Annotated in this window: 22 protein-coding genes; 9 read left to right on the plus strand and 13 right to left on the minus strand. The window is 62.9% G+C overall.

Annotated elements, in window-relative coordinates; translation table 11 throughout:
• Nucleotides 1–54: 54 nt before the first annotated feature.
• Complete coding sequence (locus R5R73_RS14240; RefSeq protein ID WP_322527865.1) at nt 55–1,428, plus strand: sensor domain-containing diguanylate cyclase; 1,374 nt, start codon at nt 55–57, stop codon at nt 1,426–1,428.
• Between the two features lie 90 nt (nt 1,429–1,518).
• Here the strand turns inward: R5R73_RS14240 and madM are convergent, their stop codons facing one another.
• The 4 genes from madM to R5R73_RS14260 all read right to left on the minus strand — a co-directional run bounded on the left by madM (nt 1,519) and on the right by R5R73_RS14260 (nt 5,860).
• Complete coding sequence (madM, locus tag R5R73_RS14245; RefSeq protein ID WP_087718454.1) at nt 1,519–2,280, minus strand: malonate transporter subunit MadM; 762 nt, start codon at nt 2,278–2,280, stop codon at nt 1,519–1,521.
• Between the two features lie 14 nt (nt 2,281–2,294).
• Nucleotides 2,295–2,696: a malonate transporter subunit MadL gene (gene madL / locus R5R73_RS14250; RefSeq protein WP_087718453.1), complete on the minus strand. Its 402-nt coding sequence runs from the start codon at nt 2,694–2,696 to the stop codon at nt 2,295–2,297.
• A gap of 157 nt (nt 2,697–2,853) precedes the next feature.
• The gene (locus R5R73_RS14255; RefSeq protein ID WP_322527866.1) at nt 2,854–4,392 is read right to left on the minus strand and encodes a malonyl-CoA synthase; all 1,539 of its coding nucleotides are present in this window, start codon (nt 4,390–4,392) and stop codon (nt 2,854–2,856) included.
• Between the two features lie 103 nt (nt 4,393–4,495).
• Nucleotides 4,496–5,860 carry a malonyl-CoA decarboxylase gene (locus R5R73_RS14260; RefSeq protein WP_244179754.1) on the minus strand — a complete coding sequence of 455 codons (1,365 nt, stop codon included), beginning with the start codon at nt 5,858–5,860 and terminating at the stop codon, nt 4,496–4,498.
• A 200-nt stretch (nt 5,861–6,060) separates the two neighbouring features.
• Between R5R73_RS14260 and R5R73_RS14265 the strand changes: the two genes are divergently transcribed.
• Nucleotides 6,061–6,759 carry a GntR family transcriptional regulator gene (locus R5R73_RS14265; protein WP_322527867.1) on the plus strand — a complete coding sequence of 233 codons (699 nt, stop codon included), beginning with the start codon at nt 6,061–6,063 and terminating at the stop codon, nt 6,757–6,759.
• Nucleotides 6,760–6,810: 51 nt separating this feature from the next.
• On the opposite strand, the gene R5R73_RS14270 is transcribed toward R5R73_RS14265, so the two are convergent.
• Entirely contained in the window at nt 6,811–7,014 is a 204-nt protein-coding gene (locus R5R73_RS14270) for a hypothetical protein (RefSeq protein WP_071230001.1), read from the minus strand.
• 211 nt (nt 7,015–7,225) lie between these two features.
• Entirely contained in the window at nt 7,226–8,860 is a 1,635-nt protein-coding gene (locus R5R73_RS14275) for a BCCT family transporter (RefSeq protein ID WP_322527868.1), read from the minus strand.
• A 203-nt stretch (nt 8,861–9,063) separates the two neighbouring features.
• Between R5R73_RS14275 and R5R73_RS14280 the strand changes: the two genes are divergently transcribed.
• From R5R73_RS14280 to R5R73_RS14305, 6 genes are all read left to right on the plus strand, one after another.
• Nucleotides 9,064–9,711: a thermostable hemolysin gene (locus tag R5R73_RS14280; RefSeq protein ID WP_322527869.1), complete on the plus strand. Its 648-nt coding sequence runs from the start codon at nt 9,064–9,066 to the stop codon at nt 9,709–9,711.
• Entirely contained in the window at nt 9,704–11,200 is a 1,497-nt protein-coding gene (locus tag R5R73_RS14285) for an AMP-binding protein (RefSeq protein ID WP_322527870.1), read from the plus strand. Before R5R73_RS14280 ends, R5R73_RS14285 begins: the two co-directional genes overlap by 8 nt.
• Complete coding sequence (locus R5R73_RS14290; protein ID WP_322527871.1) at nt 11,197–11,892, plus strand: iron-containing redox enzyme family protein; 696 nt, start codon at nt 11,197–11,199, stop codon at nt 11,890–11,892. The genes R5R73_RS14285 and R5R73_RS14290 overlap by 4 nt, the downstream gene beginning before the upstream one ends.
• Nucleotides 11,879–12,676, plus strand: coding sequence for an SDR family oxidoreductase (locus tag R5R73_RS14295; protein WP_322527872.1), 798 nt, complete (start codon nt 11,879–11,881; stop codon nt 12,674–12,676). Before R5R73_RS14290 ends, R5R73_RS14295 begins: the two co-directional genes overlap by 14 nt.
• A gap of 19 nt (nt 12,677–12,695) precedes the next feature.
• Nucleotides 12,696–13,397: a hypothetical protein gene (locus tag R5R73_RS14300; protein WP_322527873.1), complete on the plus strand. Its 702-nt coding sequence runs from the start codon at nt 12,696–12,698 to the stop codon at nt 13,395–13,397.
• Nucleotides 13,398–13,536: 139 nt separating this feature from the next.
• Entirely contained in the window at nt 13,537–14,532 is a 996-nt protein-coding gene (locus R5R73_RS14305; protein WP_322527874.1) for an LLM class flavin-dependent oxidoreductase, read from the plus strand.
• 412 nt (nt 14,533–14,944) lie between these two features.
• On the opposite strand, the gene tal is transcribed toward R5R73_RS14305, so the two are convergent.
• From tal to R5R73_RS14340, 7 genes are all read right to left on the minus strand, one after another.
• Nucleotides 14,945–15,901 (minus strand): transaldolase, encoded by a 957-nt coding sequence (gene tal / locus R5R73_RS14310; protein WP_322527875.1) that lies wholly within the window; start codon nt 15,899–15,901, stop codon nt 14,945–14,947.
• 283 nt (nt 15,902–16,184) lie between these two features.
• Nucleotides 16,185–17,672, minus strand: coding sequence for a xylulokinase (xylB, locus tag R5R73_RS14315; RefSeq protein WP_087718446.1), 1,488 nt, complete (start codon nt 17,670–17,672; stop codon nt 16,185–16,187).
• 84 nt (nt 17,673–17,756) lie between these two features.
• On the minus strand, nt 17,757–19,232 hold the full coding sequence (locus tag R5R73_RS14320) for a mannitol dehydrogenase family protein (RefSeq protein WP_087718445.1): 1,476 nt from the start codon (nt 19,230–19,232) through the stop codon (nt 17,757–17,759).
• Between the two features lie 60 nt (nt 19,233–19,292).
• On the minus strand, nt 19,293–20,414 hold the full coding sequence (locus tag R5R73_RS14325) for a sn-glycerol-3-phosphate ABC transporter ATP-binding protein UgpC (RefSeq protein ID WP_322527876.1): 1,122 nt from the start codon (nt 20,412–20,414) through the stop codon (nt 19,293–19,295).
• Nucleotides 20,415–20,459: 45 nt separating this feature from the next.
• On the minus strand, nt 20,460–21,284 hold the full coding sequence (locus R5R73_RS14330; protein WP_087718443.1) for a carbohydrate ABC transporter permease: 825 nt from the start codon (nt 21,282–21,284) through the stop codon (nt 20,460–20,462).
• Nucleotides 21,281–22,126 carry a sugar ABC transporter permease gene (locus R5R73_RS14335; RefSeq protein WP_322529608.1) on the minus strand — a complete coding sequence of 282 codons (846 nt, stop codon included), beginning with the start codon at nt 22,124–22,126 and terminating at the stop codon, nt 21,281–21,283. The genes R5R73_RS14330 and R5R73_RS14335 overlap by 4 nt, the downstream gene beginning before the upstream one ends.
• Before the next feature lie 217 nt (nt 22,127–22,343).
• Nucleotides 22,344–23,663 (minus strand): sugar ABC transporter substrate-binding protein, encoded by a 1,320-nt coding sequence (locus R5R73_RS14340; protein ID WP_322527877.1) that lies wholly within the window; start codon nt 23,661–23,663, stop codon nt 22,344–22,346.
• Between the two features lie 470 nt (nt 23,664–24,133).
• Between R5R73_RS14340 and R5R73_RS14345 the strand changes: the two genes are divergently transcribed.
• A complete protein-coding gene (locus tag R5R73_RS14345; protein WP_322527878.1) occupies nt 24,134–25,123 on the plus strand; it encodes a LacI family DNA-binding transcriptional regulator in 990 nt (329 codons plus the stop codon).
• The last annotated feature ends 55 nt before the right edge of the window (nt 25,124–25,178 follow it).

Consider the following 25,178-nt stretch of genomic DNA (forward strand, 5'->3'; position numbering starts at 1 on the left):
ACCGCGATACGACTGGCAACTCCTTCCACCGTCCGAATCACGGTACCCTGGCTTATGGTTGCTTCGAAAAATTCGCCATCCCATCAGACCGCCGAGGGTCCTTCCACGCCGGATGGGCTGGACACGTTGAATATCGCGGCGCTGATCTACCGGCTCGATGCCGGCGTTCCCCTGCTGGCCGATGCCAACGAGACGGCGAAACGTCAGTTGCACCTGGGTGATGGCTTCCCCATGGCCGACCCTTGGCAATGGCTGGACGCTCATCGCTATCCGGCGGCTGGCCTCGATCATCCGGCATTGCTGAATGTCTCGTCGGAAAACTCGAGACAATGGCAGTGCTTTCACATCCGCCAACATGCGCAGCCGCTGCAAGCGCTGAAACTCAAGATTTCTCCGCTGGAAACACGAGCCGACGAGGGTGCCACGCGTCACGTGCTCATCGCCATCGGCGAGATCACCGCTATCGACGATACCCCGGGCCTACTGCCACAGGCGCAACCGCATCTACGCCAGGTGCTCGGGAACTTGCCCATGGGCGTGTGTATCATCGATCTCGAAGGGTATCTGCGGCTGGTCAATCATGCCTTCTGCGAGTTCTTCGGCTATGCGGAAAGCGAGCTGCTCAATGCTCACTTCCGCAAGCTCTTGCCCTCGCAGCATCATCAGGCTGCCGAGAAGCAGCACGCAGCCAGCTTCCTCGAGGCACTGGAACAACGTCGTGCCGTGGAGGTCCGGCTGCATGACGGGTCATCTCGTACCGTCATCATCGAGGACACGATCAGCCACGACGAAGCGGGCCGCCCCCAGCGGATCGCCTTTCTCGTGGATATCACCGAGCGATGCGATATCGAACGCCGGCTGCAGGAAAAGAACCGTCGCCTCGAATATCTGGCAACGCGAGACGATCTGACGGGATTGCACAACCGCCGTTTCGGCCTGGAGCTGCTCGAACAGACACTGGAACGAAGCCAGCGTTATGGCGAAAAGGTCGCCATTGCCATGCTCGATCTGGATCACTTCAAGGAGATCAACGATCGCTACGGCCATGCCGTTGGCGACGAGGTGTTGACGGAATTCAGCCACTTCATGATCGGCGCGCTGCGTTCGAGCGATACCCTGGTTCGCTGGGGCGGAGAGGAGTTCCTGGTGATCTTGCCCGGGGTCGATCGCTTCTCGGCACAGACCACGATAGACCGTGTCCTGAAGCAACTTCGCCAATGTACCTTGAGCACATTTCGCCTCCGGGTAAGCTTCTCCGCTGGCGTGGGCGAGTATCGCGACCAGATGTCCAAGAGGTTGCTGGAGGAAGTCGACCATGCGCTTTACCAGGCGAAATCGGCCGGCCGAGGCTGTGTTTCGATCGCTCCCGTTTCCAGCACCTGCCAAGAGCGCTGCCACGCTCGAATGTTTCCCTCGTTTCAGGGCTGACGACCGCCCCCCGGGCGGTCGCCACTGGCTGCCTTTCCGGAACGAGCGCCCGGACTTGGGTCGTTCCGAAGCGGTCTTTCGGACAGAGATTCAGAAAATCGCCCGCACTGCGAGGAACAGGACCGTCGGCGCCAGCAGGATGCCGAGCCCGGTATAGAACGTCGCGGTCATCGCACCGTAGGGCACCAGCCGCGCGTCGGTGGCCGCGAGACCCGCCGCGACGCCGCTGGTCGTCCCGATCAGGCCGCCAAAGATCATCGCCGAGCGCGGGTTGTCCAGCCCGATGAGCTTCGCGGTCATCGGTGTCGCGATCATGGTCAGGATCGATTTGACCAGGCCGGCGGCGATCGACAGCGCAATCACTTCCGAACTCGCGCCCAGCGTGGCCCCGGTTACCGGTCCGACGATATAGGTCACCGCGCCGGCCGCGATCGTGGTGATGTCGACCGGATCGGTATAGCCGAAGCCGATCGCGACGACGGCCCCCGCCACGAACGACACCAGCACGCCGAGAAACAGGGCGATCACGCCACGCAGGCCTGCTTTCTTGACCTCCTGCAGACGCACGCCGTACGCGGTGGCGATGATCGCCAGATCCCGCAGCATGCCGCCCCCCATCAATCCCAGACCGGAAAACAGCGTGACATCCGAAAGCCCCTTGCTGCCGCCGGTGGATGCCCCACCGACATAGGCGAGGATCAAGCCGATGATGATCGCGATTGCCGAGCCATGCAGACGGCCCGCGGTGAGATGGCGACTGAGCCAGTACGCCACGTACATGGTCAGGCCGATCACGGCAAAAGCGGCAATCAGGTGATACTTGTCGACCAGCGAAACAATGGAATCGTTCATGCGAGCCTCCCCTTTCAGTGGCCGCTATGGGCTGTTGGCGTCGAGTCGAGCGGGCTCGCATCGTCGACCTTCCTGCCGGTCAGCACGGGAACCAGCGCCAGCCCCAGCACGACGGCCAGCACTCCGGCCAGGATCGCCACCATGCCGCCACTGAAGGCAGCCGCCACGTTCTGGCTGGCCGCCATGGCAACGACGATGGGAATGTACATCGCATTCCAGAAGTTGATGCCGCTCTCGGTCGTCTCCGGCAGCTTGCCGCGATCCTTGAGGTAGCCGGTCACGAAGATCAGCAGCAGCATGGCGATGCCCACACCGCCCAGATTGGCATCGATTCCCAGCAACTGGCCGAGTACGTCGCCGATGATTAGCCCGACCAGCATGCAGCCGGCCAGGAGTGCTACACCGTAGATCACCATCGTTGTCACCTCTTGGGCATTGTTATAGAACGTTTTACAAAGACATCGTCATGATTGGCCCGGTTATCGGAGCTTGGCGTGTATCGGAACCGCCACGCCCGGCGTGACGGCCGTGCCGCGTTACCCACGCGGCGAGGGTGAAAAACCTCCCGTAATGCTACGGATTTGCCGTTTCGGCACTCAGGTAGATATCGGCATAGCGTTCGCGCAGCGCGTTCTTCTGGACCTTGCCCATCACGTTGCGCGGCAGGCTATCGATGAAGAACACTCTCTTCGGCTGCTTGTAGCGCGCCACCTTGTCCTTCAGCGCCGCCAGCACGTCAGATTCGTCCAGCGATTCCCCCGGCTTCAGCACCACCGCCGCGGTCACTCCCTCGCCCAGATCGGGATGGGCAACACCGATGACGGCCGACTCCACCACCTGAGGCAGCTCGTCGATCCACTGCTCGATCTCCTTGGGATAGACGTTGTAGCCACCGGAGATCACCAGATCCTTGTCGCGCCCGACGATATGCAGATAGCCGTCTTCGTCGATCAGCCCGAGATCGCCGGTGATGAAGAAGCCGTCGTCGCGAAACTCGGAGGCGGTCTTTTCCGGCATTCGCCAGTAGCCCTGGAAGACGTTCGGCCCGCGAACTTCCACCAGGCCGGTTTCCCCCGCCGGCAATGCCTTGCCGGTTTCGCGATCGGTAATGCGCACCTCGCTACCCGGCAGCGCGAAGCCGACCGTGCCCGGACGGCGCTCGCCGTCGTAGGGATTCGAGGTGTTCATGTTGGTCTCGGTCATGCCGTAGCGTTCGAGAATGGCATGGCCGGTACGTTCGCGGAATTCCCGATGGGTTTCCGCCAGCAGCGGCGCGGAGCCGGACACGAACAAGCGCATGTTCGCGGTGGTCTCCCTGTTCAGCCGCGGGCTGGCCAGCAGGCGGGTATAGAACGTCGGCACCCCCATCAATGCCGTTGCCCGTGGCATCAGATCCAGCAGTTGCTCGGCATCGAGCCTGGGCAGAAAGGTCATCGAAGCACCGACGGTCAGAACGATGTTGCACGCCACGAACAAGCCGTGGGTGTGAAAGATCGGCAAGGCGTGCAGCAGATGATCGTCGGCGCTGAAGCGCCAGGTCTGCGCCAGCGCCTGGCTGTTGGCAGCGAGATTGCCGTGGCTCAGCATGGCACCCTTGGAACGCCCGGTGGTGCCGGAGGTATACAGAATCGACGCCAGATCGTTGGCTTCCAGCTCGGCGATGTGCGGATCTTCCTCGGCCTCGGCGACCCGTTCCATCAACGAACCGTCGGCTTCCGCGCCCAGGCTTTCGACGACCGCCACCCCACAGCGCTGTGCCAACCGCCGCGCGGTGTCGATGTCGTCCGGGCGGCAGACATGGAATCGCGGCTCGGCGTCGGTGAGGAAATATTCGACTTCCGCCTCCGTGTAGGCGGTATTGAGCGGCAGGTAGACCGCTCCCGTCTGCAGGCAGGCCAGATAGAGCATGATCGCCTGCGGGCTCTTGTCGACCTGCACCACGACGCGGTCACCCGGCACTACGCCGTTGTCGCGAAGAACCCGCGCCATGCGACGCGAGGTGGAAAGCACGTCGCGATAGCGATACTGCTCGCCGCTCGGCGTATCGATCATCACCTTGTCCGGGCGGCGCTCGAAATTGCCCGAGAATTGCAGATACAGATTCTGATTCATCCCACCTCTCCTGCTTTGTTAAACGGTCACGCCTATTTTTTGAAAAGGCCAAGCCTGTTTTGTGAAACGGTCAGGCCTGTTTTATGAAACAGGTCACGAACGATCAGGCATCGGTCCGGGAGCCATGACGGCAGCGCGAGCGCCCCTGCTTGGCATCGCGGCGGATCTCGCTGGTGCAGACCACCGTGCCCTCGCGGCTGAACGCTTCGTGGTTCTGCTCGATCCGACCGAGCTCGTAGAGATAATTGACCATCAGCCCATGAGACTGGCGGCGGCCGTTCTCGGAGGTATCACCAGGCCAGTTGAGCCGGTGCAGGCTGGCGCCGTTGCCCAGGTGGAAGCGGGCCACCGGGTCCAGCGGCAGGCCGCTGTCGCGCTTGACGTCGATCAGGTAATGCGCCGCCAGCCCCCGCAGTTCGGCATTCAGCTTGTCGCGCAGTTTGGGATCTTCCAGCCAGCGCCCGTCGTCGAGCCCCTCGGCAATCTCGTCGGCGAGCTGGCAGGTTCCACTTTCGCGTTCCGCTGCCAGCCACTTGGCAAAACCGGGAACCGGCGAGAGCGTCACGAAGTTTTCGAGATTCGGCAGATTACGCTTGAGTTCCTGCACCACCTGCTTGATCAGGAAGTTGCCGAACGAGATTCCCCGCAGGCCGGCCTGGCAGTTGCTGATGCTGTAGAAGGCGGCGGTATCGGCCTCCTCCGGGCGCACTTCGTCGCCACCTTCCAGAATCGTCTGGATGCTGTCGGGAATACCCCGGCACAGCGCCACTTCGACGAAGATCAGCGGCTCGTCACCCGTGGCCGGATGGAAGAAGGCATAGCAGTGGCGATCCTCGGGGTCGAGGCGCCGACGCAAGTCCGACCAGTCGCCGATGGCATGGACGGCTTCATAGTGGATGATCTTCTCGAGCACCGCCGCCGGCGTGTTCCAGTCGATGCTCTCCAGCACCAGAAAGCCGCGGTTGAACCAGGATGCGAAGAGATGATCGAAATCTGCATCCAGCGGCGCCAGCTCGGGGTTCGCCTTGAGGCAGCGCAACAGATCCGCGCGCATCTTGACCAGTTCGTAGGTGCCGCCCGGGCACAGATTCAGCCGCCGCAGTAGGTGCTGACGACGAGGCTCGCAGGCCGCGAACAGCCGTTGCAGACTGGCGTTGTCCCCGTTGTCGCGATACGCCGCATAAGCCTCGTGAATGGCGTCGGGCTCGGCGGCGTAGCGTTCCCCCAGCAACTGGAAGAAGGCGAGCCGATCGCTCTCGCCGAGCGAGGCGTAGCGCTCCAGTGCCTCCTGGGCGATCAGAATCTGCGACGCCTCACCACCGGGCTGCATCAGCGTCTCGCATACCGATGTCAGTCGCGCCAGACTGCTCGGCGTCCCGCCATCTTCGCTACCGGCAAGATGCTGGCCCCGTGTCCGACGGCCGATGCTGGAGAGAAGATCCTGCAGAAAATTCATGTTGACGTTCATGCCGGCCCTCTCGGGTCTGTGGCTGGAGCTCGGGCTGTCACCAGCGGCGGCAGCGACGAGCGTTCGGCAGAGCGAAGCGGTCTGGCAGGAAAACGTCGGCATGAATTCCGAAACCGACTGTTAACATACATGTCATCGCTCTGTTATATATAACAGTTATGCCCCGGCCAGCCCGGTGTCAACATAGGAGAAAGTCTAATATGGCCCGCATCCCGCATGCCCAGCGGCTTCGCGACCTGCTTGAGGATGCCATCGTCGAAGGCCATTACGCGCCTGGAGACAGGCTGGACCCGGCGGCACTGGCGCAGGAGTACGACTGCTCGCGCACGCCGATCCGCGAGGCGCTGCAGCAGCTCGCCGCATCCGGCATGGTGCGCGTGCTGCCCAAGCGCGGGACATTCGTCGCCCAGTTGAGCGTGACCGAACTGGTCGAGCGTTTCGAAGTGATGGCGGAGCTGGAGGGGATGTGCGCACGTCTGGCGGCGCGGCGCATGACACCGGAAGAACTGGCGGCGCTGCATCGCGCCCAGGCGGCTTGCCGCGAATGCATGGCTGCCGGCGATGCCGACGGTTACTACTACGAAAACGGGACCTTTCATCACCTGATCTACCAGGCAAGCCATAATGACTTCCTGGCGCAGGAAGCCTCGCGCCTGCACGCCATTCTGAAGCCCTATCGCCGCCTGCAGCTGCATGCCCGCCGCCGTCTCGCCAGCAGTTTCGACGAGCACGAAGCGATCATGGCGGCGCTGGAGCGCGGCGACGCCGACGCTGCCGAAGCGGCGATCAAGGCTCACATCCAGATTCAGGGGGAACGGTTCAACGACCTGGTGGCATCGATGCAGCGATTGCAGCGTCGGCGCCGCGAAGAGCGATCGACGCCAGAAGGTTCGTCTTGAGATCGGCAGCCTTCGAGAACGAGGCTCACCGGATAACCACGATCGCGGCGATCAGTGGAACAGCAAGGTAACGACCAGCGCCACGCCGCCGACGAGCAGCGCCGTGACCACGGATACGCTGACCAGCAGATTGAGCCACCGGTCGACAGGCGCTTCGGCAGGCACCAGCGAACGCCGAGTCGCGCCTTGGCGTAGCTGGTGTCGGCCTGGTTGGTGTCGGCCTAGCTGGCTGGTGGGCTTCATGGCCGGGCGCATGGGCAAGTTCCGCAAGTCATATGATTATGTTAACGGCGGCACGCCTCTTGAATTGAGCTTCAAATTAGGTCTTTTCGCCGATCTTCGCCACTTTCCCCGCGCCCACTCGCCCCTCGCCCCTCGCCCCTCGACTTGATGCCGGCAGAACGATGCCACCAACGAAAACGGCCCCGATCCTGGCGGACCGGGGCCGTCGCGATATCACGCCCGACTATCGCGGATTGATGCGACGGTTCTTGATGTCCGGCGCGCGGCGGTAACGGTCTTCCTCCGCCAGCTCTTCGGCTTCGAATGCATCGGCGCCTACCGGCGTATCGCTATGGCGACGATAGAGCGCGGTCAGCATCGCCTTGCGGTCGGCGCGCAGCTCTTTCAGAGTCACGAATATCATGCCGTAGAGAATGAACGTGAATGGCAACGCCGCCAGCACCGATGCCGACTGCAACCCTTTCAGCCCGTTCTCGCCACCGGCAGAAAGCAGCGTCAGACAGATCGCCGCGATCAGTACCCCCCAGATGATCCGCTTCATCAGCGGCGGATTGAGCGAGCCATTATCGGTCATCTGCGAGACGATGTAGGTCGCGGAATCCGCCGATGTCACCAGGAAGATGAAGATCAGGCAGAGCGCGACGATCGACAGCACGTTCGAGAACGGCATCAGATCGAACATCTGGAACAGCGCCGAGGTGATGTTGTCGGCCGTCGCCTGGGCGAGACCCGCATCGCTGTTCATTTCCATCTGGATGGCGGCGCCGCCGAACACACCGATCCACAGGCAGGCCAGCAGCGGCGGCACGACGAGCACGCCGAAGACATACTGCTTGATGGTGCGCCCGCGCGAGATACGCGCCACGAAGGTGCCCACGAACGGTGACCAGGCGATGACCCAGGCCCAGTAGAAAATCGTCCAGTTGGACGCCCACTGGCTGTCATCGAAGGGAGACATTCGCAGGCTCATGCCGATGAAGTTCTGCAGGTAGTCGCCGATGCCCAGCGTGATGGTCTCGAGAATCGCGATGGTCGGTCCCGTGAACAGGATGTAGAACATCAGCGCGAAACAGATGATCAGATTGAGGTTGGACAGGTTCTTGATGCCCTTGTCCAGCCCCGACGTCGCCGAGAGCATGTAGCAGATGAACATCGCCCCCATGATGATGAACTGCCACATCATGTTTTCGGGCACGTCGAACACGAAATGCAGGCCGCCGTTGATCTGCAACACGGCCAGCCCGATAGAGGTCGCCACGCCCATCACCGTCGCGACGACGGCAAAGATATCGAGGATCGGCCCAAGACGGCGCAGTTTGGGACGTTTCGCCGTCACCGAAGACAACACGTTGGACACCATGCCCGCCTGCCCCTTGCGGAACTGGTAGTAGGCGATGATCAGGCCGACGACCGAGAAAGCCGCCCACTGATGAATGCCCCAGTTGAAAAAGGCGTACTGAATGGCATAGCGCGCCGACTCGGCGGATTCCGGCGCCACGTCGCCGTAGGGCGGCGTCATGTAATGGGTCATCGGTTCCGCCATGCCGTAGAACACCAGGCCGACACCGAACCCTGCCGCCAACAGCATGCTCACCCAGGAAAAGAAGCCATAGGTTGGCTTGCTATCCTGCGGTCCCAGGCGAATCTTTCCATACTTGCTGAATGCCAGCCCTACCAGAAAGATGACGAATCCGAACACCGAGATAAGATAGAACCATCCAAAGTAGTGCGTAGTCGCACCCAATGCGGCGTTAGCGATATTGCCAAATCCTGTCGGGAAAATGGCGCCAACGGCTACGATTGCCGCAATTACCACAGCCGAGACGATGAATACGCCTTGTTTACCGAGTCTGGGCATGTCGTCCCCTTTTGTTTGTGCTGATTTCCTTTTGACATCATCAGTGTAGACGACGCTCTGTACCTCGACGCTACCTGTCAGCCTGTCTCGAGCCATGCTCTCGAGGAATTTCACGATATCACGCCAGCGCTGCCCCAGCGTAAGACTCCGTTAAGCCCCCCTCCCTCAGTCTACCCTCCAACGCATTGCCGGAGGGCTATCCGATGCCAGGGTTACCAGCCCCAGCGACAAACCTGATCTGGCGTGAAAGTCGAAACGACCGGGAACGCAGGGTGCTCGAGGATTTCATCGCTGCCACCTACCGGCAACAGCACGGCGCCACGATCGTCCATTTCTCGCCGCGTCTTTACGGCCTGTGGGAGCACGATCGATTGCAGGCGGCCGTGGGTGTTCAGCGCGCCGATGCGACCTCGCTCTTTCTCGAACACTACCTGGACGTGCCGATCGAACGTGCGCTCTCTACGGTCCTGGCGCAACCGGTCGAGCGCACGGCCCTGGCGGAAATCGGCAATCTGGCGTCACGCCGCCCCGGCATGACGGTCCCGCTGATTCGCGCGTTGATCGACACGCTCGTGGCTGAAGAGTGCCGCTGGCTGGCATTCACCGCGACCGCCACCGTTCGCAACGGATTCCGTCGCCTTGGTCTGGACGTCCACCGCCTGGCGGATGCGGACCCGACACGCCTGGGCAACGCCCGAAACGACTGGGGCAATTACTACCTGCATCGACCCTGGGTCATGGGTGGCGACCTGCTTGCCGCCTGGCGCCGTCTTGCCCCGGCTTCAGGCGGGCTGATCACTGCCATCGAGCCAGCCGCTGTCTCGCTTCTCGAGGATACCGATCATGCGTGACCGCTTTCTGAACCAGCTCAGGACACTGAGCAGCACCGAGGCGAATCGTGTCGCTCTGGAAGACGACACCCGCTCGATCCGATATGGCGAGCTGATGACGCTCGTCGAATCCCGCGCACGGCAGTTGCGCCGGCTCGGCAGTCGACGCGTGGGTTTGGCGCTGGATAACGGCATCGACTGGGCGCTCTGGGATCTGGCGATGATGCAGGAAACCATCGTCAACGTGCCGTTGCCCGGCTTCTTCACGCCGGCACAACTGGCTCACGTGGTGGATCAGGCCGGCGTCGACACATTGATCGGCCCTGAGCCGCTGGCAAGCGCGCTGCGTTTCGAAGCCGGCCACGATGCCATGCTATGGCGACGCCCCATGTCTACTCCCCCGCCGGCACTGCCGGAAGGCACGCACAAGATCACCTTCACCTCGGGAACCAGCGGCACGCCCAAAGGCGTGTGCCTGAGCAGCGACAACCAGCTCTCGGTCGCCGCGAGTCTCGCGCAGGTCGCCGACAGCGTCGGCGTACGGCGCCACCTGGCACTGCTGCCCCTGGCGACGCTGCTGGAGAACATCGGCGGCCTCTACGCGCCGCTATGGCTCGGTGGCAGCGTCAGCCTGCCGTCGCTGGCAACACTTGGCTGGAAGGGTGCCAGCGGTTTCGACAGCGCCGCCGGCTGGCAAGTCATCCATCGCCAGGCGCCGGACAGCCTGATTCTGGTGCCGCAGCTGCTTTCGGCGCTGCTGACGCAACAGGGCGAGAAGCCACTCGACTTCGGGCGCTTCTTTGCCGTTGGTGGCGCCGCCGTCTCGCCAGCGCTACTGACCCGTGCAGAACGCGCCGGCTGGCCGGTCTTCGAAGGCTACGGGCTTTCCGAATGCGCCTCCGTGGTCACGCTCAACCGGCCCGGCGAGTGCTGCCCCGGCAGCGTCGGCAAACCGCTCCCCCATGCCCGTGTCAGCCTCTCCGAGGATGGCGAAGTGCTGGTCCAGGGCAACGTGATGCTGGGCTATCTGGGTGATCAGACACCGGCGCCGGACGTCTGGCCCACCGGCGATCTCGGCGAATGGGATGGCGATAACCTGACGCTCAAGGGGCGCCGCCGCCAGGTCTTCATCACGGCCTACGGACGCAACGTCGACCCCGCCTGGGTCGAAGCCGAACTCACGGCGGAGCCGGCCATCGCCCAGGCCTGGGTCACCGGCGAGGCGCAGACCGCCAATCGCGCCCTGCTGGTCCCGCGCGGGGATTGGGTGAACGACCGCCAGATCGAAGAGGCGGTGGCACGCGCCAACGCCCGCCTGCCCGATTATGCCCGTGTCTCGCGATGGCAACGCAGCGCGCCTTTCACGCCACAGAACGGTCAGGCAACCGCCAACGGTCGCCTGCGCCGCGATGTCCTCGCCGCACATTACTCCACCTGGCTGGAAAGCCCGGTTCCCGATTCGGCGGATCCGCGAAATATCCGCCCCTCGTCCGAGGAGACGACACCATGACTCACTACGAAACGCTGCAACAGGCAACCGCCAGCCATCGCCAGTGGCTGCTCGACACGCCAGTCATCCGCCAGGCGCTGGAAGGCAACATCACGCGCGAGCTGTATCTGGCGTTTCTCGGCCAGGCCTATCACCACGTCAAGCAGACCGTCCCGTTGATGATGGCGTGCGGCGCCCGCCTGCCGGAGCGGCTCGAATGGCTGCGCGGCGCGCTGGTGGAATATATCGAGGAAGAGTACGGCCACCAGGCCTGGATCCTCGACGACATCCGCGCCCTGGGCGGCGACGCCGATGCCGTCGTCGCTGCCACGCCCGCACCGGCCACGGAGCTGATGGTGCGCTACGTTCGCGACGTGATCGAGCATGACAACCCGGTCGGCTTCTTCGGCATGGTTCACGTGCTCGAAGGCACCAGCACCGCCATCGCCACGCAGGCTGCCGAGCAGATGCGCGACGGCGCAGGGCTCCCGGCCAATGCCTTTCGCTATCTCGAGTCCCACGGCAGTCTCGATATCGGGCATCTGGCGTTCTTCGAAGAGCAGATAAACCGGCTCGACGATCCTGCCGATCTGCAAGCCGTGATCGATGCCGCCAACATGGTCTACCGACTCTACGGTGCCATGTTCCGCAATCTCGAGCGGGCTGCCGGCGACACGGCCAGTCACGAGGGGTTGAGCCATGCGCTGGTCTGATCGCCGCATTCTGATCACCGGCGCCAGTGGCGGCATCGGGCGGGAGCTGGTGACACTGTTGGCCGAACGCGGTGCCCGATTGCTGATCGTGGGGCGCAACGAGAGCGTGCTGAAGGAGCTGACGGCGCTGGCCCCCGGGCATATCCGTGCGCTGTCCGCCGATCTGACGCAGCCCGATGACCGTCGCCAGATCGTCGAGATGGCGGAAGACGTCCGCGTCGACATGCTGATCAACGCGGCCGGCGTGAATCACTTCGGGCTCTTCGATGAGCAGTCTCCCGCCGTGATTTCGTCGATGGTGGACCTCAACGTGACGGCCACCCTGCTGCTCACTCAGGCGCTGCTGCCGCGACTGCTGCACGAGAACAGCGCCTGGATCGTCAATCTCGGTTCCGCCTTCGGAGCGATCGGGCACCCCGGCTACACCGCCTACTGCACCACCAAGTTCGCCCTGCGGGGTTTCAGCCAGGCGCTGCGCCGGGAACTGGCCGATACGCCCGTCAAAGTGCTTCACATCTCGCCCCGCGCCACCCGCACGGGCATGAACAGCGACCGCGCCGATGCCCTCAATGCCGCGCTCGGCAACCATGTGGACGAACCCGCTCAGGTGGCCGCAGACGTGATCCGCGGTATCGAGAAGCACGCGCCCGACCGACAGCTCGGCTGGCCGGAGTGTCTGCTGGTCAGGTTGAACGGCATTCTGCCCGGCATCGTCGATCGCGCCCTCAAGAAACAGCTGTCGACGATCCAGCAGCACGCGCGCCGCGCTTCCCCATCGTCCTGATTCGCACAGGGAAATCACCATGAAAGCACGCCATGCTTCGAAGGCCATGATCCTCGCCGTGGTTGTCGCCACGATGACAGGCCTCGCGCCAGTCAACACTCCAGCAGCCCTGGCGTCGGACTCTTCGACGCCTTCGGCCTCGACCGCAGACTCGGCAACGGCCGCCGCGGGCCTGCACGAACTCCAGAGCCGCTGGGCCAATATTCAGTACCAGACACCGGAAGCGCGGCGTGCCGACGCCTTCGAGCAGCTCTACCAGCGCGCCCAGGCGTTGCTGAAAGCGCAGCCGCAGAGCGCCGAGCTGCACACATGGGCGGGTATCATCCGTGGCTCCCAGGCCGGCGCGGAGGGCGGTTTGAGCGCACTCTCCCAGGTCAAGGATGCCCGCGCCGAGTTCGAGCAGGCGCTAGCGATCGACCCGACGACGCTGGATGGCTCGGCCTACACCAGTCTGGGTACGCTCTATCATCAGGTTCCTGGCTGGCCGATCAGCTTCGGTGACGACGACAAGGCGCGCCAGTTGCTGCAGAAAGGCCTGAGCCTCAATCCCGACGGGATCGACAGCAACTATTTCTGGGCCGACTTCCTTCATGACCAGGGCGACGATGCGCAAGCCCGCCAGGCGCTCGAGAAAGCCATGGCAGCTGCGCCCCGCCCCGGCAGGGAGACGGCGGACGCCGGGCGTCGCCAGGAAATCCAGGCCCTGCTGAGCGAAATCTAGGCGTACGCCTCGTTCAGGCGCCAGAAGCCCGGAGGCATAGCGAAAAGCGAGTATCGGTTGCATTCATCCCGAGTGCCCTCATGATGAGGATCATGAGGGCGCTAACGAGCGCCCGCCCATTTCTCCGACGAGAACGCTCATGTCACGACTTGCCGATATACCTCTCTCGGTGCTGGATCTGGCACCGATCACGCGCGACGGCACAGCGGCGGAGACTTTCCGCCACAGCGTCGACCTGGCCCAGCAGACCGAGCGGCTGGGTTACAACCGCTACTGGCTGGCCGAGCACCACAACATCGACGGGATCGCCAGTGCGGCGACCAGCGTCCTGATCGGTCATATCGCCGGGGCCACCTCGACCCTTCGCGTCGGCAGCGGCGGCATCATGTTGCCCAACCACCCGCCGTTGGCGATCGCCGAGCAGTTCGGCACGCTGGCCACGCTCTACCCGGATCGCATCGATCTCGGCCTGGGCCGTGCGCCGGGGTCGGATGGCGTGACCATGCAGGCGATGCGTCGCGATCCTCGTGCCGGCGTCAACGATTTCCCCGATCGTCTCGATGAACTGCGCCGCTACCTGGGCGACAGCGTGCCCGGTCAGCGCGTGCGCGCCATTCCCGGCGAAGGCACGCACGTGCCCATCTGGCTGCTCGGTTCCAGCGGCTACAGTGCCCAGCTTGCCGCCCGGCTCGGGCTGCCCTTCGCCTTTGCCGGCCAGTTCGCGCCGGGTTACATGATCGAGGCGCTGCATCTCTATCGCGAAGGCTTCCAGCCCGGCGTGCTCGACAAGCCCCATGCCATGATCGGCATTCCGCTGGTCGCGGCCGAGAGCGACGAGCGCGCCCGCTTCCTGGCTACCACGCAGCAGCAGAAATTCCTCAACCTGATTCGCGGCAAGAGCACGCGCACCCAGCCGCCGGTGGAAAGACTCGACTGGTCGCTGCAGGAAGAAGCGATGGTCGCGCAGAATCTCGGCGCCGCCGTGGTCGGTGGCCCGGAGCGCATTCGCCAGCAGTTGGACGAATTGCTCGAACGCACCGGTGCCGACGAGATTATGGTCAATACCGACTGTTTTGATCACGCCGATCGGGTGAAGTCCTACGAGATTCTGGCGGATGTCTGGAAGAAGGCGTAACTCCTCCGATCGACAGAAGACGCCTCGGGTAGATTTCGACCTCAAAGCCTGTCGACTGCCACCCGATGACGCCTTTCCCGGACGGCGCTGGGCAATCGAGTGTCGAACCGGGTCTTGCGTCATGGATGACGCAAGAGGCGCGTTGGGCAGGATGCCCTTTCGCGCCGACCCGAGATCGACACTCGAGCGACCAGGGTTTCGCCGACCGGCGGCGTCAAAAAGAGGGGGAGCGGCGAGGGGGCGAGCGTTAAGCCCCCTCGTCAACCAACGGTGAGGATGGCTGATTCACGATCAGTGATGCCCTCTTCACTCAAGAATCAGCCAGGTCCGGTCCACCACCAAGTCCGGTCCACCAATAAAAAACACCCGGCACATGGCCGGGTGTCTCTGCGTCGAGCTTGAAAGAAAAGACTTAGCCGAGACGCTTGGCCAACAGCCCTTCCAGCTTCTTCTGGTCGGCGGCGAAGGTGCGAATGCCTTCGGCCAGCTTTTCGGTCGCCATGGCGTCCTCGTTGTGCTCCCAACGGAACTGCGCTTCACCGATCGGGTCGAGATGCTCGCTGCCGCTACCGGTATCGGTCACCTTGCGGGTCACTTCCCCTTCCGCCGAGGAGAGTTCCTCGAGCAGCGCCGGCGAGATGGTCAGGCGGTTGCAGCCTGCCAGTGCCAGGATCTGGTCGGTATTGCGGAAGCTGGCGCCCATGACCACGGTGTCATAGCCGTAACGGCTGGCGTAGTCGCATACGCCGCGAACGAACTTGACGCCCGGGTCTTCGTCCGGCGCGTAGGATTCGGTGCCGGTCGCCTTCTTGTACCAGTCGGTGACACGGCCGACGAATGGCGAGATCAGATAGACGCCGGCTTCGAAGCAGGCACGGGCCTGGGCGTCGGAAAACAGCAGCGTCAGGTTGCAACTGATGCCTTCCTTCTCCAGCTTCTCGGCGGCACGAATGCCTTCCCAGGTCGAGGCCAGCTTGATCAACACACGATCCCTGGAGACGCCGCGCTTTTCGTAAAGATCGATCAGGTGGTGGGCCTTGTCGATGCTCGCCTGCTCGTCGAACGAGAGCTTGGCGGCCACCTCGGTGGATACCCGGCCGGGCACCAGCTTGGTGATCTCGGTGCCGATGGCGACCGACAAACGATCGACCGCCTCTTCGATACGGGCATCGGGATCGGAAATTTCCGACTTGACCGCACTCAGGGTCTCTTCGATCAGATCCTGATAGCCCTCGAGATCGAACGCCTTGAGGATCAGAGACGGGTTGGTGGTCGCATCATGGGGCTGATAGCGGCGGATGGCATCCAGATCGCCCGTGTCGGCAACCACCATGGAAAGTTGTTTGAGAGATTCAAGTTGCTGTGTCATGAGTCGCTCCATCGTCGTGGCGTGTGATTGCATCCCGTCGCAATCCTGATCCTGAAAGCATAACACCGATGCCCGGCTCACGCCGTGGACCTTGCCGAGTTTCGGGCCATTCGGCGTGGGTACGTTCAACCCAACGGCACCGGATCAGGATCGCGACCTGCACGGGGCAAACGCCATCGGAAAACGGTCATCGGAAAACGTCGTGCCATGGCTCTTCGATGAGGGGGCAATGCCCCGATTTCAAGGTCCGGCGGTCGTCACCCACCGCCAGGCAACGAAGGTTTCAAGCGATACCGTGCTCGCGGCTCAGCGCGTCGCGGTAACGCCGATAGATACCGTGATAGCTGGCCACGGTTTCCGGTTGGGGTCGGGTCAAGGTGGATTCGTCCAGCTTGACCCAGTCCCGGCAGAGCGTGTCCAGTGCCACCTCGGACTCGCGATCGTCGCACCAGCGCGCCTGAATCGCGCCGCCGAAGGCTGCCGCCTCGGTCACTTCCGGGCAGACCACTTCGACATCGAGCACGTCGGCCACGATCTGGCGCCAGATCGGGCTTTTCGCGCCGCCGCCGACCAGGCGTACCTGGGTGGCCTGGCTCGCCAGCGGGCCGAGCAGTTCGAGTCCATAACGCAGCCCGAACGTCGCGCTCTCGACGGCGGCACGGCAGAGGTTTTCCGGCGTGGTATTGAAGCTGGTCATGCCGCTCATGCTCGCCTGGGCCTGCGGCAGCGCCGGCACCCGCTCGCCGCTGAAGAACGGCAGCAGGGTGATGCCGCCCGCCCCCGGCTCGGCCTTGGCGACGGCACGATTGAAACCCTCGATATCGAGCCCGACCAGTTCCCGCAGCGTCGTCGTGGCCGAGGTCACGTTCATGGTGCAGATCAGCGGCAGCCAGCCATCGTGGCTGGCGCAGAAGTTCGCCACCATGGCGTTGTCCGGCACCACCGGATCCGGCGAATGGACGGCGATGGTGCCGGAGGTACCCAGGCTGATCGTGACGCGGCCCGGCTCGATATTGCCGGTGCCGATGGCGCCCATCATGTTGTCGCCACCGCCGCTGGAGACGAGCACGTCGTCGCCAAGGCCCAGCTCCCGCGCCAGCGCCGGGCGAACCGTGCCGACCGCCTGGCGGGAATCGATCAGCCTGGGCAGCACGCTGTCGGCATCCAGCTCCGGGGCGATAATCTCGAACACGTCGCGACGCCAGGTCCGCGTGCGCGTATCGAAGTAGCCGGTGCCGGAAGCATCGCCCGGCTCGGCGACACGTTCCCCGGTCAGCCAGAAATTGAGATAGTCGTGCGGCAGCAACAGCGTGGCGATCCGCCGATACACCTGTGGATGCGTCTCGCGCAGCCAGGCGATCTTGGAAGCGGTATAGCCGGTCTGCAGCACCAGGCCCAGCTTGTCGATACAACCCTGCTCCCCGCCGAGCCGGTCGATCAGCCGTTCGTTCCACTCCGCGGTTTCGGTATCGTTCCAGAGCTTGGCCGGATGCACCGGCACGCCGTCGCCATCCAGCGCGACCATGCCGTGCTGTTGCCCCGAGATACCGATGGCACGGACCGCGACCGCCTCCACGCCGGCGTTGCTCAACGCCTCCCCGAGTGCGCCACGAAATGCCTCGGTCCACTCTTCGATACGCTGCTCCCGCCGGCCGTGATCGCCCTGCTCCAGCTTGTGGGGACGAGAGGCTTCGCCAACGATGCAGCCGTCGCTTCCATCGACCACCACGACCTTGGTGCTCTGCGTGCCACAATCCACACCGATATACATCGCATCCATCCCTCGATCAGTTCAGATTCCAGCCCGGCGCCATGGCCGGCGTGAACGCCGACCTTACCCCGTCAGTCGCTGAGGTCAATTGGCGACGAGATGTTCGACGCAGGCACGCGCGCCGTCCCGGTACAGCCGTTCTAGCGCATCGAGGTAGGCCGTGCGGAAACGTTCGTCATCGGCCAGATCGCCGAACAACTGGCGATTCTCGATGAACGCGGTCGGCTCGTCACGGTTGCGCTTGGCGATCGCCATCAACTCGTCCTTGAGCCGATCGACCACCACGATCGGCTCGCCCTGCTCGTCGACGCCTTCGGCATAACGGGCCCAGCTGGCCACGACCGCCGCGCTGCGATGAATTTCGCCATCCTGCGCCAGCTGTTCCCGAATCACCGGCAGCAGCCACTTGGGGATGCGATCCGAACTCTCGGCGCACAGTCTCGCCAGGGTGTCCTTGATCTCCGGGTTGGCGAAACGCGCGATCAGGGTGCGCTTGTAGTCGTCGAGGTCGACGCCCGGCACCGGCCGCAGGGTCGGCGTGCCCTCTCGATTCATGTAGTCGAGCAGGAAGTCGACGAACAGCGGGTCCTTGCACACTTCGTGGGCGTAGCGATAGCCGGCCAGATAGCCGAAGTAGGTCAGCGCCTGGTGACTGGCATTGAGCAGACGCAGCTTCATCAGCTCGTAGGGCATGACGTCATCGACCAGTTGCACGCCGACCTGATCGTAGGCGGGCCGACCGCTGTTGAAGTGGTCCTCCAGCACCCACTGGGTGAAGGGTTCGCACACCACCGGCCAGCGGTCCTCGATACCGAAGCGTTGGTGGATCTCCTCGATGTCGGCATCGGTGGTCACCGGCGTGATGCGGTCGACCATCGAGTTGGGGAAACGGACGTTGGCATCGATCCAGTCGCCCAGTTCCGCATCCCGCGCCTTGGCATAGGCCACGAACATCTTGTGCGCCACCTCGCCGTTGCCCTGGATGTTGTCGCAGGACATCACCGTGAAAGGCTCGATGCCCCGCTCACGCCGGCGCGCCAGCGCCTCGGCGACGATGCCGAAGGTCGTCCTGGGCGCCTGTGGCGAGGCCAGGTCGTGCTTGATGTCCTCGTTGCCGAGATCGAACTCGCCGGTGACATGGTGGAAGTTGTAGCCCCCTTCCGTCACCGTCAGGGAGACGATGCGAATCTTCGGGTCCGCCAGCAGCTCCAGCGTGTCCTCGATGTCGTCCGGCGCGTATCGGTAATCGATGATCGAGCCGATGACTCGCGCCTGATACTCCCCTTCGGGATGCTTGATCACCAGCGTATAGAGGTGATCCTGGGCGGACAGCGCCGCCTGCATGCGCCGGTCGCCCGGCATGACGCCGACGCCGACGATGCCCCAGTCCAGCGCTTCGCCTCGGTTCATCAGGTCGTCGAGATACATCGCCTGGTGGGCGCGATGGAAGCCGCCGACACCGAAGTGGACGATGCCCGGCGTGACCTGGCTACGATCGTAGGAAGGCTTGGCGACGGCGCCGTCGAGTTGGTCGAGAGCCGCCGAATTCAGCGATGCCATGGGGTTTCTCCTGAAAAAGTCACTGCTCCGGGAAAGATACTGAGCACAACGCAGGCTCGACTAGGCTTCGGCAGTCGCGGAAGACGCCGCCGCCGACTCGCGGCCGATGGCCAGCTCGCTTTCGCTGTCGAACAGGTGCAGTTTGTCGCTGTCGCAAGTCAGTGTCAGCGTGTCGCCGATCCGAACTGTCTGATGGCCCGGCAACTGCGCGGTGACGACATGTTCCCCCACGCTCAGTTGCACCATGGTCACCGCGCCCAGCGTCTCGACGACATCCACCGTACCTTCGACGCGATTGGCACCGGCCGCGTCGCCGATCCGCAGGTGTTCCGGACGAACGCCGACCCAGACATCGACGACACGCCGTGATGCCATGGCCTGGGTGTGGGCCGCGTCCAGCGTGAAGGCGAAGCCAGGTCCGCTGACCGCGCCGTCGGCATGCCGGGCACGCAGGAAGTTCATCGACGGATTGCCGATGAAACCGGCCACGAACCGGTTGGCCGGAAAGTCGTAGAGATTGATCGGCGTATCGATCTGCTGGATTTCACCGTCCTTCATCACCACGATACGCTCGCCCATGGTCATCGCCTCGACCTGATCGTGGGTGACGTAGAACGTGGTCACGTTGAGCCGCTTGTGCAGCTTGACGATCTCGGCGCGCATATCGACGCGCAGCTTCGCATCCAGGTTGGAGAGCGGCTCGTCCATCAGGAACACCTGCGGGTTGCGCACGATCGCCCGTCCCAGCGCGACGCGCTGACGCTGACCGCCGGACAGCTCGCGCGGCTTGCGGTCCAGCAGATGTTCGATACCCAGCGTCTGCGCCGCCTCGTCGATCTTCTGCTTGATCTCCTCGGCCGGACGCTTCTTCAGTCTCAGACTGAACCCCATGTTCTCCGCCACACTCATGTGCGGATAGAGCGCATAGCTCTGGAACACCATGGCGATATCGCGCTCTTTCGGCGGCACCTGGCTGACGTCCTTGCCGCCGATCAGGATCTCGCCACCGGTGTTGCGCTCGAGACCGGCAATCATGCGCATGGTGGTGGACTTGCCACAGCCCGAAGGCCCGACCAGCACCACGAATTCACCGTCGCGCGTCACGAGGTTGAAATTGTCGACGGCGTTGTTGCTGCTTGAACCGTACTGTTTGGCGACGTTCTTGAGTTCGACGATGGCCATGTCGTTAACCCTCTCGATGAAATTCGGTACCAGCACGATCGCCGGTCATTTGACGGCGCCGAAGGTCAGCCCTCTGACCATCTGGCGTTGCGTGAACCAGCCGAGCACGATGATCGGCGCGATCGCCAGCACCGAAGCGGCGGACATCTTGGCCCAGAACAGCCCCTCGGCGCTCTTGAACGAGGCGATGTAAACCGCCAGCGTTGCAGCGCTGTGGTCAGTCATGGTGATACTCCAGAACGACTCGTTCCACGCCAGAATCAGCGCCAGAAGACCGGTCGAAGCCAGTCCGGGCAGCGCCAGCGGCAATACCACCTTGAACAGGGTCTGCATGATGCTGGCGCCATCGATGTCGGCGGCTTCGACGATGTCCTTGGGGATGTCACGGAAGTAGGAGTAGACCATCCACACGATGATCGGCAGGTTCATCGCGGTGAACAAAAGCGTCAGCCCCAGGGCGTTGTCCAGCAGTCCGACCGCGCTATAGACCAGATAGATCGGAATCAGGACGCCGACCGCCGGAATGAACTTGGTCGAGACCATCCACACCAGCAGGAAGTCGGTGCGCTTGTTGGGATAGAAAGCCATGGCGTAGGCGGCCGGTACCGCCAGCGCCAGCCCGATGACGGTCGAGGCGACGGCGGTCAATGCGGAGTTCCAGGCGTAGTGCCAGTAGCCGCTGCCCTGCGCCAGGGCCGTCTTGAAGCTCTCCAGTGTCGGCGAGAAGAAGAAGTTCGGTACCACCGTGAAGGCCTGCTGCTCGGTCTTGAACGCGGTCAGCAGCAGCCACAGGATCGGGAAGAAGATCAGCAGCGCCACGACCCACGCGAGCACGCCCATGGCAGTGTTGGCAAACCGTTGCGATTTCATCGTGCGGCTCCCGCGTTGAGGTTCCCGGCAATGAAGCGAATCAGCATGATGGCGAAGATGTTCGCCAGGACTACGGCGCCGATGGCGGCCGCCGAGGCGATGCCGATGTCGTTCTGCTGGAACACGGTCTGGAAGATGTAGTACGGCAGATTGGTGGTCGCGGTACCGGGGCCACCGCTGGTGGTGGTGTAGATCTCGGCAAACGAGGTCAGGAAGAAGATGCTCTCCAGCATCACCACGACATAGAGCACCTGCCCCAGGTGCGGGACCACGATATGGCGGAACTCCTGCCAGGCACTGGCGCCATCGAGCCTGGCCGCCTCGATCTGATCTTCCGGCAGCGACTGCAGGCCGGTCAGCAGCACCAGCAGCGCGAACGGCATCCATTCCCAGGTGATCATGATGATCACCGACAGCATCGGATAGTGGGCGAGCCAGTCGACCGGCTCCAGCCCCAGTTGCCGCGCCACCCAGGCGAACAGCCCGTAGACCGGGTGGAACAGCATGTTCTTCCAGATCAGGCCGGTCACTACCGGCATCACGAAAAACGGCGCCACCGCCAGCGTGCGAGCCACGCCACGGCCGACGAAGGTGCGATTGAACAGCAGTGCCAGCGCCAGACCCAGGCACACCGTGATGACCAGGCTGGCCGCGACGATGATCAGAGTATTGGCCAGCGACTTCCAGAACGTGGGGTCGCCCAGCAGAATCGCGAAATTGTTCAACCCGGCGAAGCCGTTGTACATCGGCATGATCAGGTTGTACTGCTGGAACGAGTAATAGATGGTCATCGCCAGCGGGACGAGCATCCAGATCAGCAGGAAGATGACCGCCGGTGCCATCAACAGTCGTGTAGTGTGGGCGAAAGAGCGCGCCCCGGTGACTTCGGCGGAGGGCGTGGCGGTCGAGACGGTTCGAGAAATGGCTTTCATGCGTGATTCCCGTGGCTTGGGATTGCGTGACGCAACCACTGGTCCGGCTAAACGGTTCAGTCAAACGGTCCGACTTACGCAGCGACACCGCCGATCGGCCGACCGGCGGTGTCCAAAGGCGAATCGCTTACTGCGGCTTGCCGGTCTGCTGCATGATGCGGTCGGTGAAGGTCTGCCCCTGCTGGAGCGCCTCGTCGACGCTGCTCTGACCGGAAAGCATCGCTGCCATCAGCTGACCGACGCGGGTACCGATCGCCTGGAACTGCGGAATGGTGACGAACTGTACGCCGGTATAGGGCACTTCCTGCGCGCTGGGATCGTTCGGGCTGGCGCTCTTGATTGCCGTTTCGACCAGCGGCGCGAACGGTGCCGCCTTGACGTAGTCGTCGCTGGCATAGGTCGATTGACGCGTTCCCGGCGGCACCGCCAGCCAGCCCTTGTCATCCGCGACGGCCTGGATGTAGTCCTTGGAGGTCGCCCAGTCGACGAAGGTCTTCGCCGCTTCCTGATGCTTGGATGACTGCGGCACGGCCAGCGCCCAGGTGAACAGCCAGTTGGAGCCCTTCTCGGTCGTTTCGTACGGTGCCTGGGCAAAACCCACGTTGTCCGCAATCTGGGACGTCTCCGGGTCGCTGAGATAGCTGGCCGCCACGGTGGAGTCGACCCACATGCCGCACTGGCCATTGGCGAACAGCGTCTCGGACTCGGTGAAACCGTTGGAGGTCACGCCCGGCGGGCCGTAGTTGTTGAGCAGCTCGACGTACGCATTGGCCGCGTTCTTCCACTCGTCGCTGGTCAACTGAGGTTTCCAATCCATGTCGAACCAGCGACCGCCGAAGCTGTTGACCATGGTGCCGAACAGCGCCATGTTCTGGCCCCAGCCCGGCAGGCCGCGCAGACAGATGCCGTAGACGCCATCGGAGGACGACTGGATCTTGGCAGCGAAGTCCTTGATCTGCGTCCAGGTCGGTTTGTCCGGCATTTCGATACCGGCCTTCTCGAACAGGTCCTTGCGGTAGTAAGTCACCGAGGACTCCGCATAGAACGGCAGCGCGTAGAGCGTGCCATCCACCGACAGCCCTTCCTTGACCGGCGCGAGCAGATCATCTGCATCATAGCTGGCAGGCAGATTTTCCATCGGCGCCAGCCAGTCGTTCTGCGCCCAGATCGGGGTCTCGTAGTTGCTGACGGTGACGACGTCGTACTGGCCGGCACCGCTGGCGATATCGGTCGTGACCTTCTGGCGCAGCTCGTTTTCCGGCAGCGTCACCCAGTTGACCTTGATGTCCGGATGCGCCTCGTTGAATGCCGACATCATGCTCTGCATTGTCACCATGTCGGGATTGTTCACGGTGGCGACGGTGATCTCCGTACTCTGCGCCATGGCGGCGGAGCAGGCACCCAGGCCCGCGATACCGATGCCTGAAACTAACAGGGCAAGTCTCATCTGGAATTCCTCTCGTAGCGCTCGTTATTGCTATGTTGTCGACGGCTATCGTTTTCGACTGCTGTCACGCCGAGTATCGGACGATCCCGCGGATATGATCGGACCTGATCTTTCCAGGCTGGCGTTAGTTGACGAAGATCGACCGTTTTTATTGATGCATGTTCAAACGCCATGACATCAGCATCAAATCATAGCGTTAACACTGATTGACGCAAGTCATTTCATTTTCGCTAAAACCATAAAAATCAAAGACTTAAATTACATTAGACCAATGTTTAATGTCTCAACTAGACTTAAGTAGTACGGAAAAATCAGCTCTACAGTACGATTTCCATGATAGAAAATGACACAAAATGATATCGATGATCATGGCGTATCAGCGGCTGGGCTGCTGACGTCTCAGCGCATGAAAGCCAGGGTCATCGCCTGGATTTCATGGAATCACGGGTGTTATCAGGGAGATGAGGTCAATGCCTCGAACCACGCTCGCGGATATTGCCCGCCAGGCCGGGGTCAGCAAGATCACCGTTTCACGCACGTTTTCCTCGCCGGAAAAGGTTCATGCCGAAACGCGTGATCAGATATTGCGCATCGCTCGTGAGCTCAATTATGTGTCGCCGTCACAGACGGCCCAGCGCGAGACCGCCATCACGCGGACACTGGGCATCGTCAATCCCAACATGAACAACCCCTTCTTCGGTCGCATGACCCGAGAGATCACGCTGGCGGCGAGAGCCCGCGGCTACACCGTGCTGGTCTTCGACTCCTACGAATCGGAGACGCTGGAAGCCGAAGCGATCGGCAAGCTGATCGAGTTCTCCGTCGATGCGGTCATCCTGTCGGTCATCTCGTCGGACATCGATTACCACCCGGCCTACCTGGATCGCCTCGAGGCGGCGGGGATCCCGGTCGTGCTGGTCGACCGCGAGCTCAAGGCGGCTCACTACGGCGGGGTCTACATCGACAATCTCGACTGCGGCTACCAGGCGGGCCGCTACTGTCTCGAGCAGGGGCTGGAAAAACTGCTTGCCGTATCGGGACCGGCCGACTCGATGGTCTCGATCGGCCGCATGTCGGGCCTGCGCGAGGCGATCGGCAGCCGCCCGATCTCGCTCGACGTGGTGTACAGCGATTTCAGCTTCGAGCCCGCCTATCAGGCGCTGCGGGATTATCTGCAGGAGCATCCGTGGCCGGAAGGGATCATCGGTGCCAACAACCAGATCACCATGGCGGTACTGAAACTCTGCCACGAGCAAGGAGTCGTGCCGCAGCGGGACGTCCAGCTGTTCAGCATCGATGACATCGAGCACAGCGACGTGTTCGGGGTGCGGATTCCCTGCATTCATCACAATCTGCCGGAAATCGCACAGCAGGCGCTGCAATTGGCGCTGGCGGCGATTCAGTCACCGGAACAGCGCGGCTTCCGCACCGTGGTGCGAGGCCAGCTTCGTACTCGTTGATTCCGGAGCAGAGGCAGCCGAATCCCGACAGCGCCGAGTGACGGTGGCGTGGTCA

It is taken from the genome of Salinicola sp. LHM (assembly GCF_034479735.1).
Classification (GTDB): domain Bacteria; phylum Pseudomonadota; class Gammaproteobacteria; order Pseudomonadales; family Halomonadaceae; genus Salinicola; species Salinicola salarius.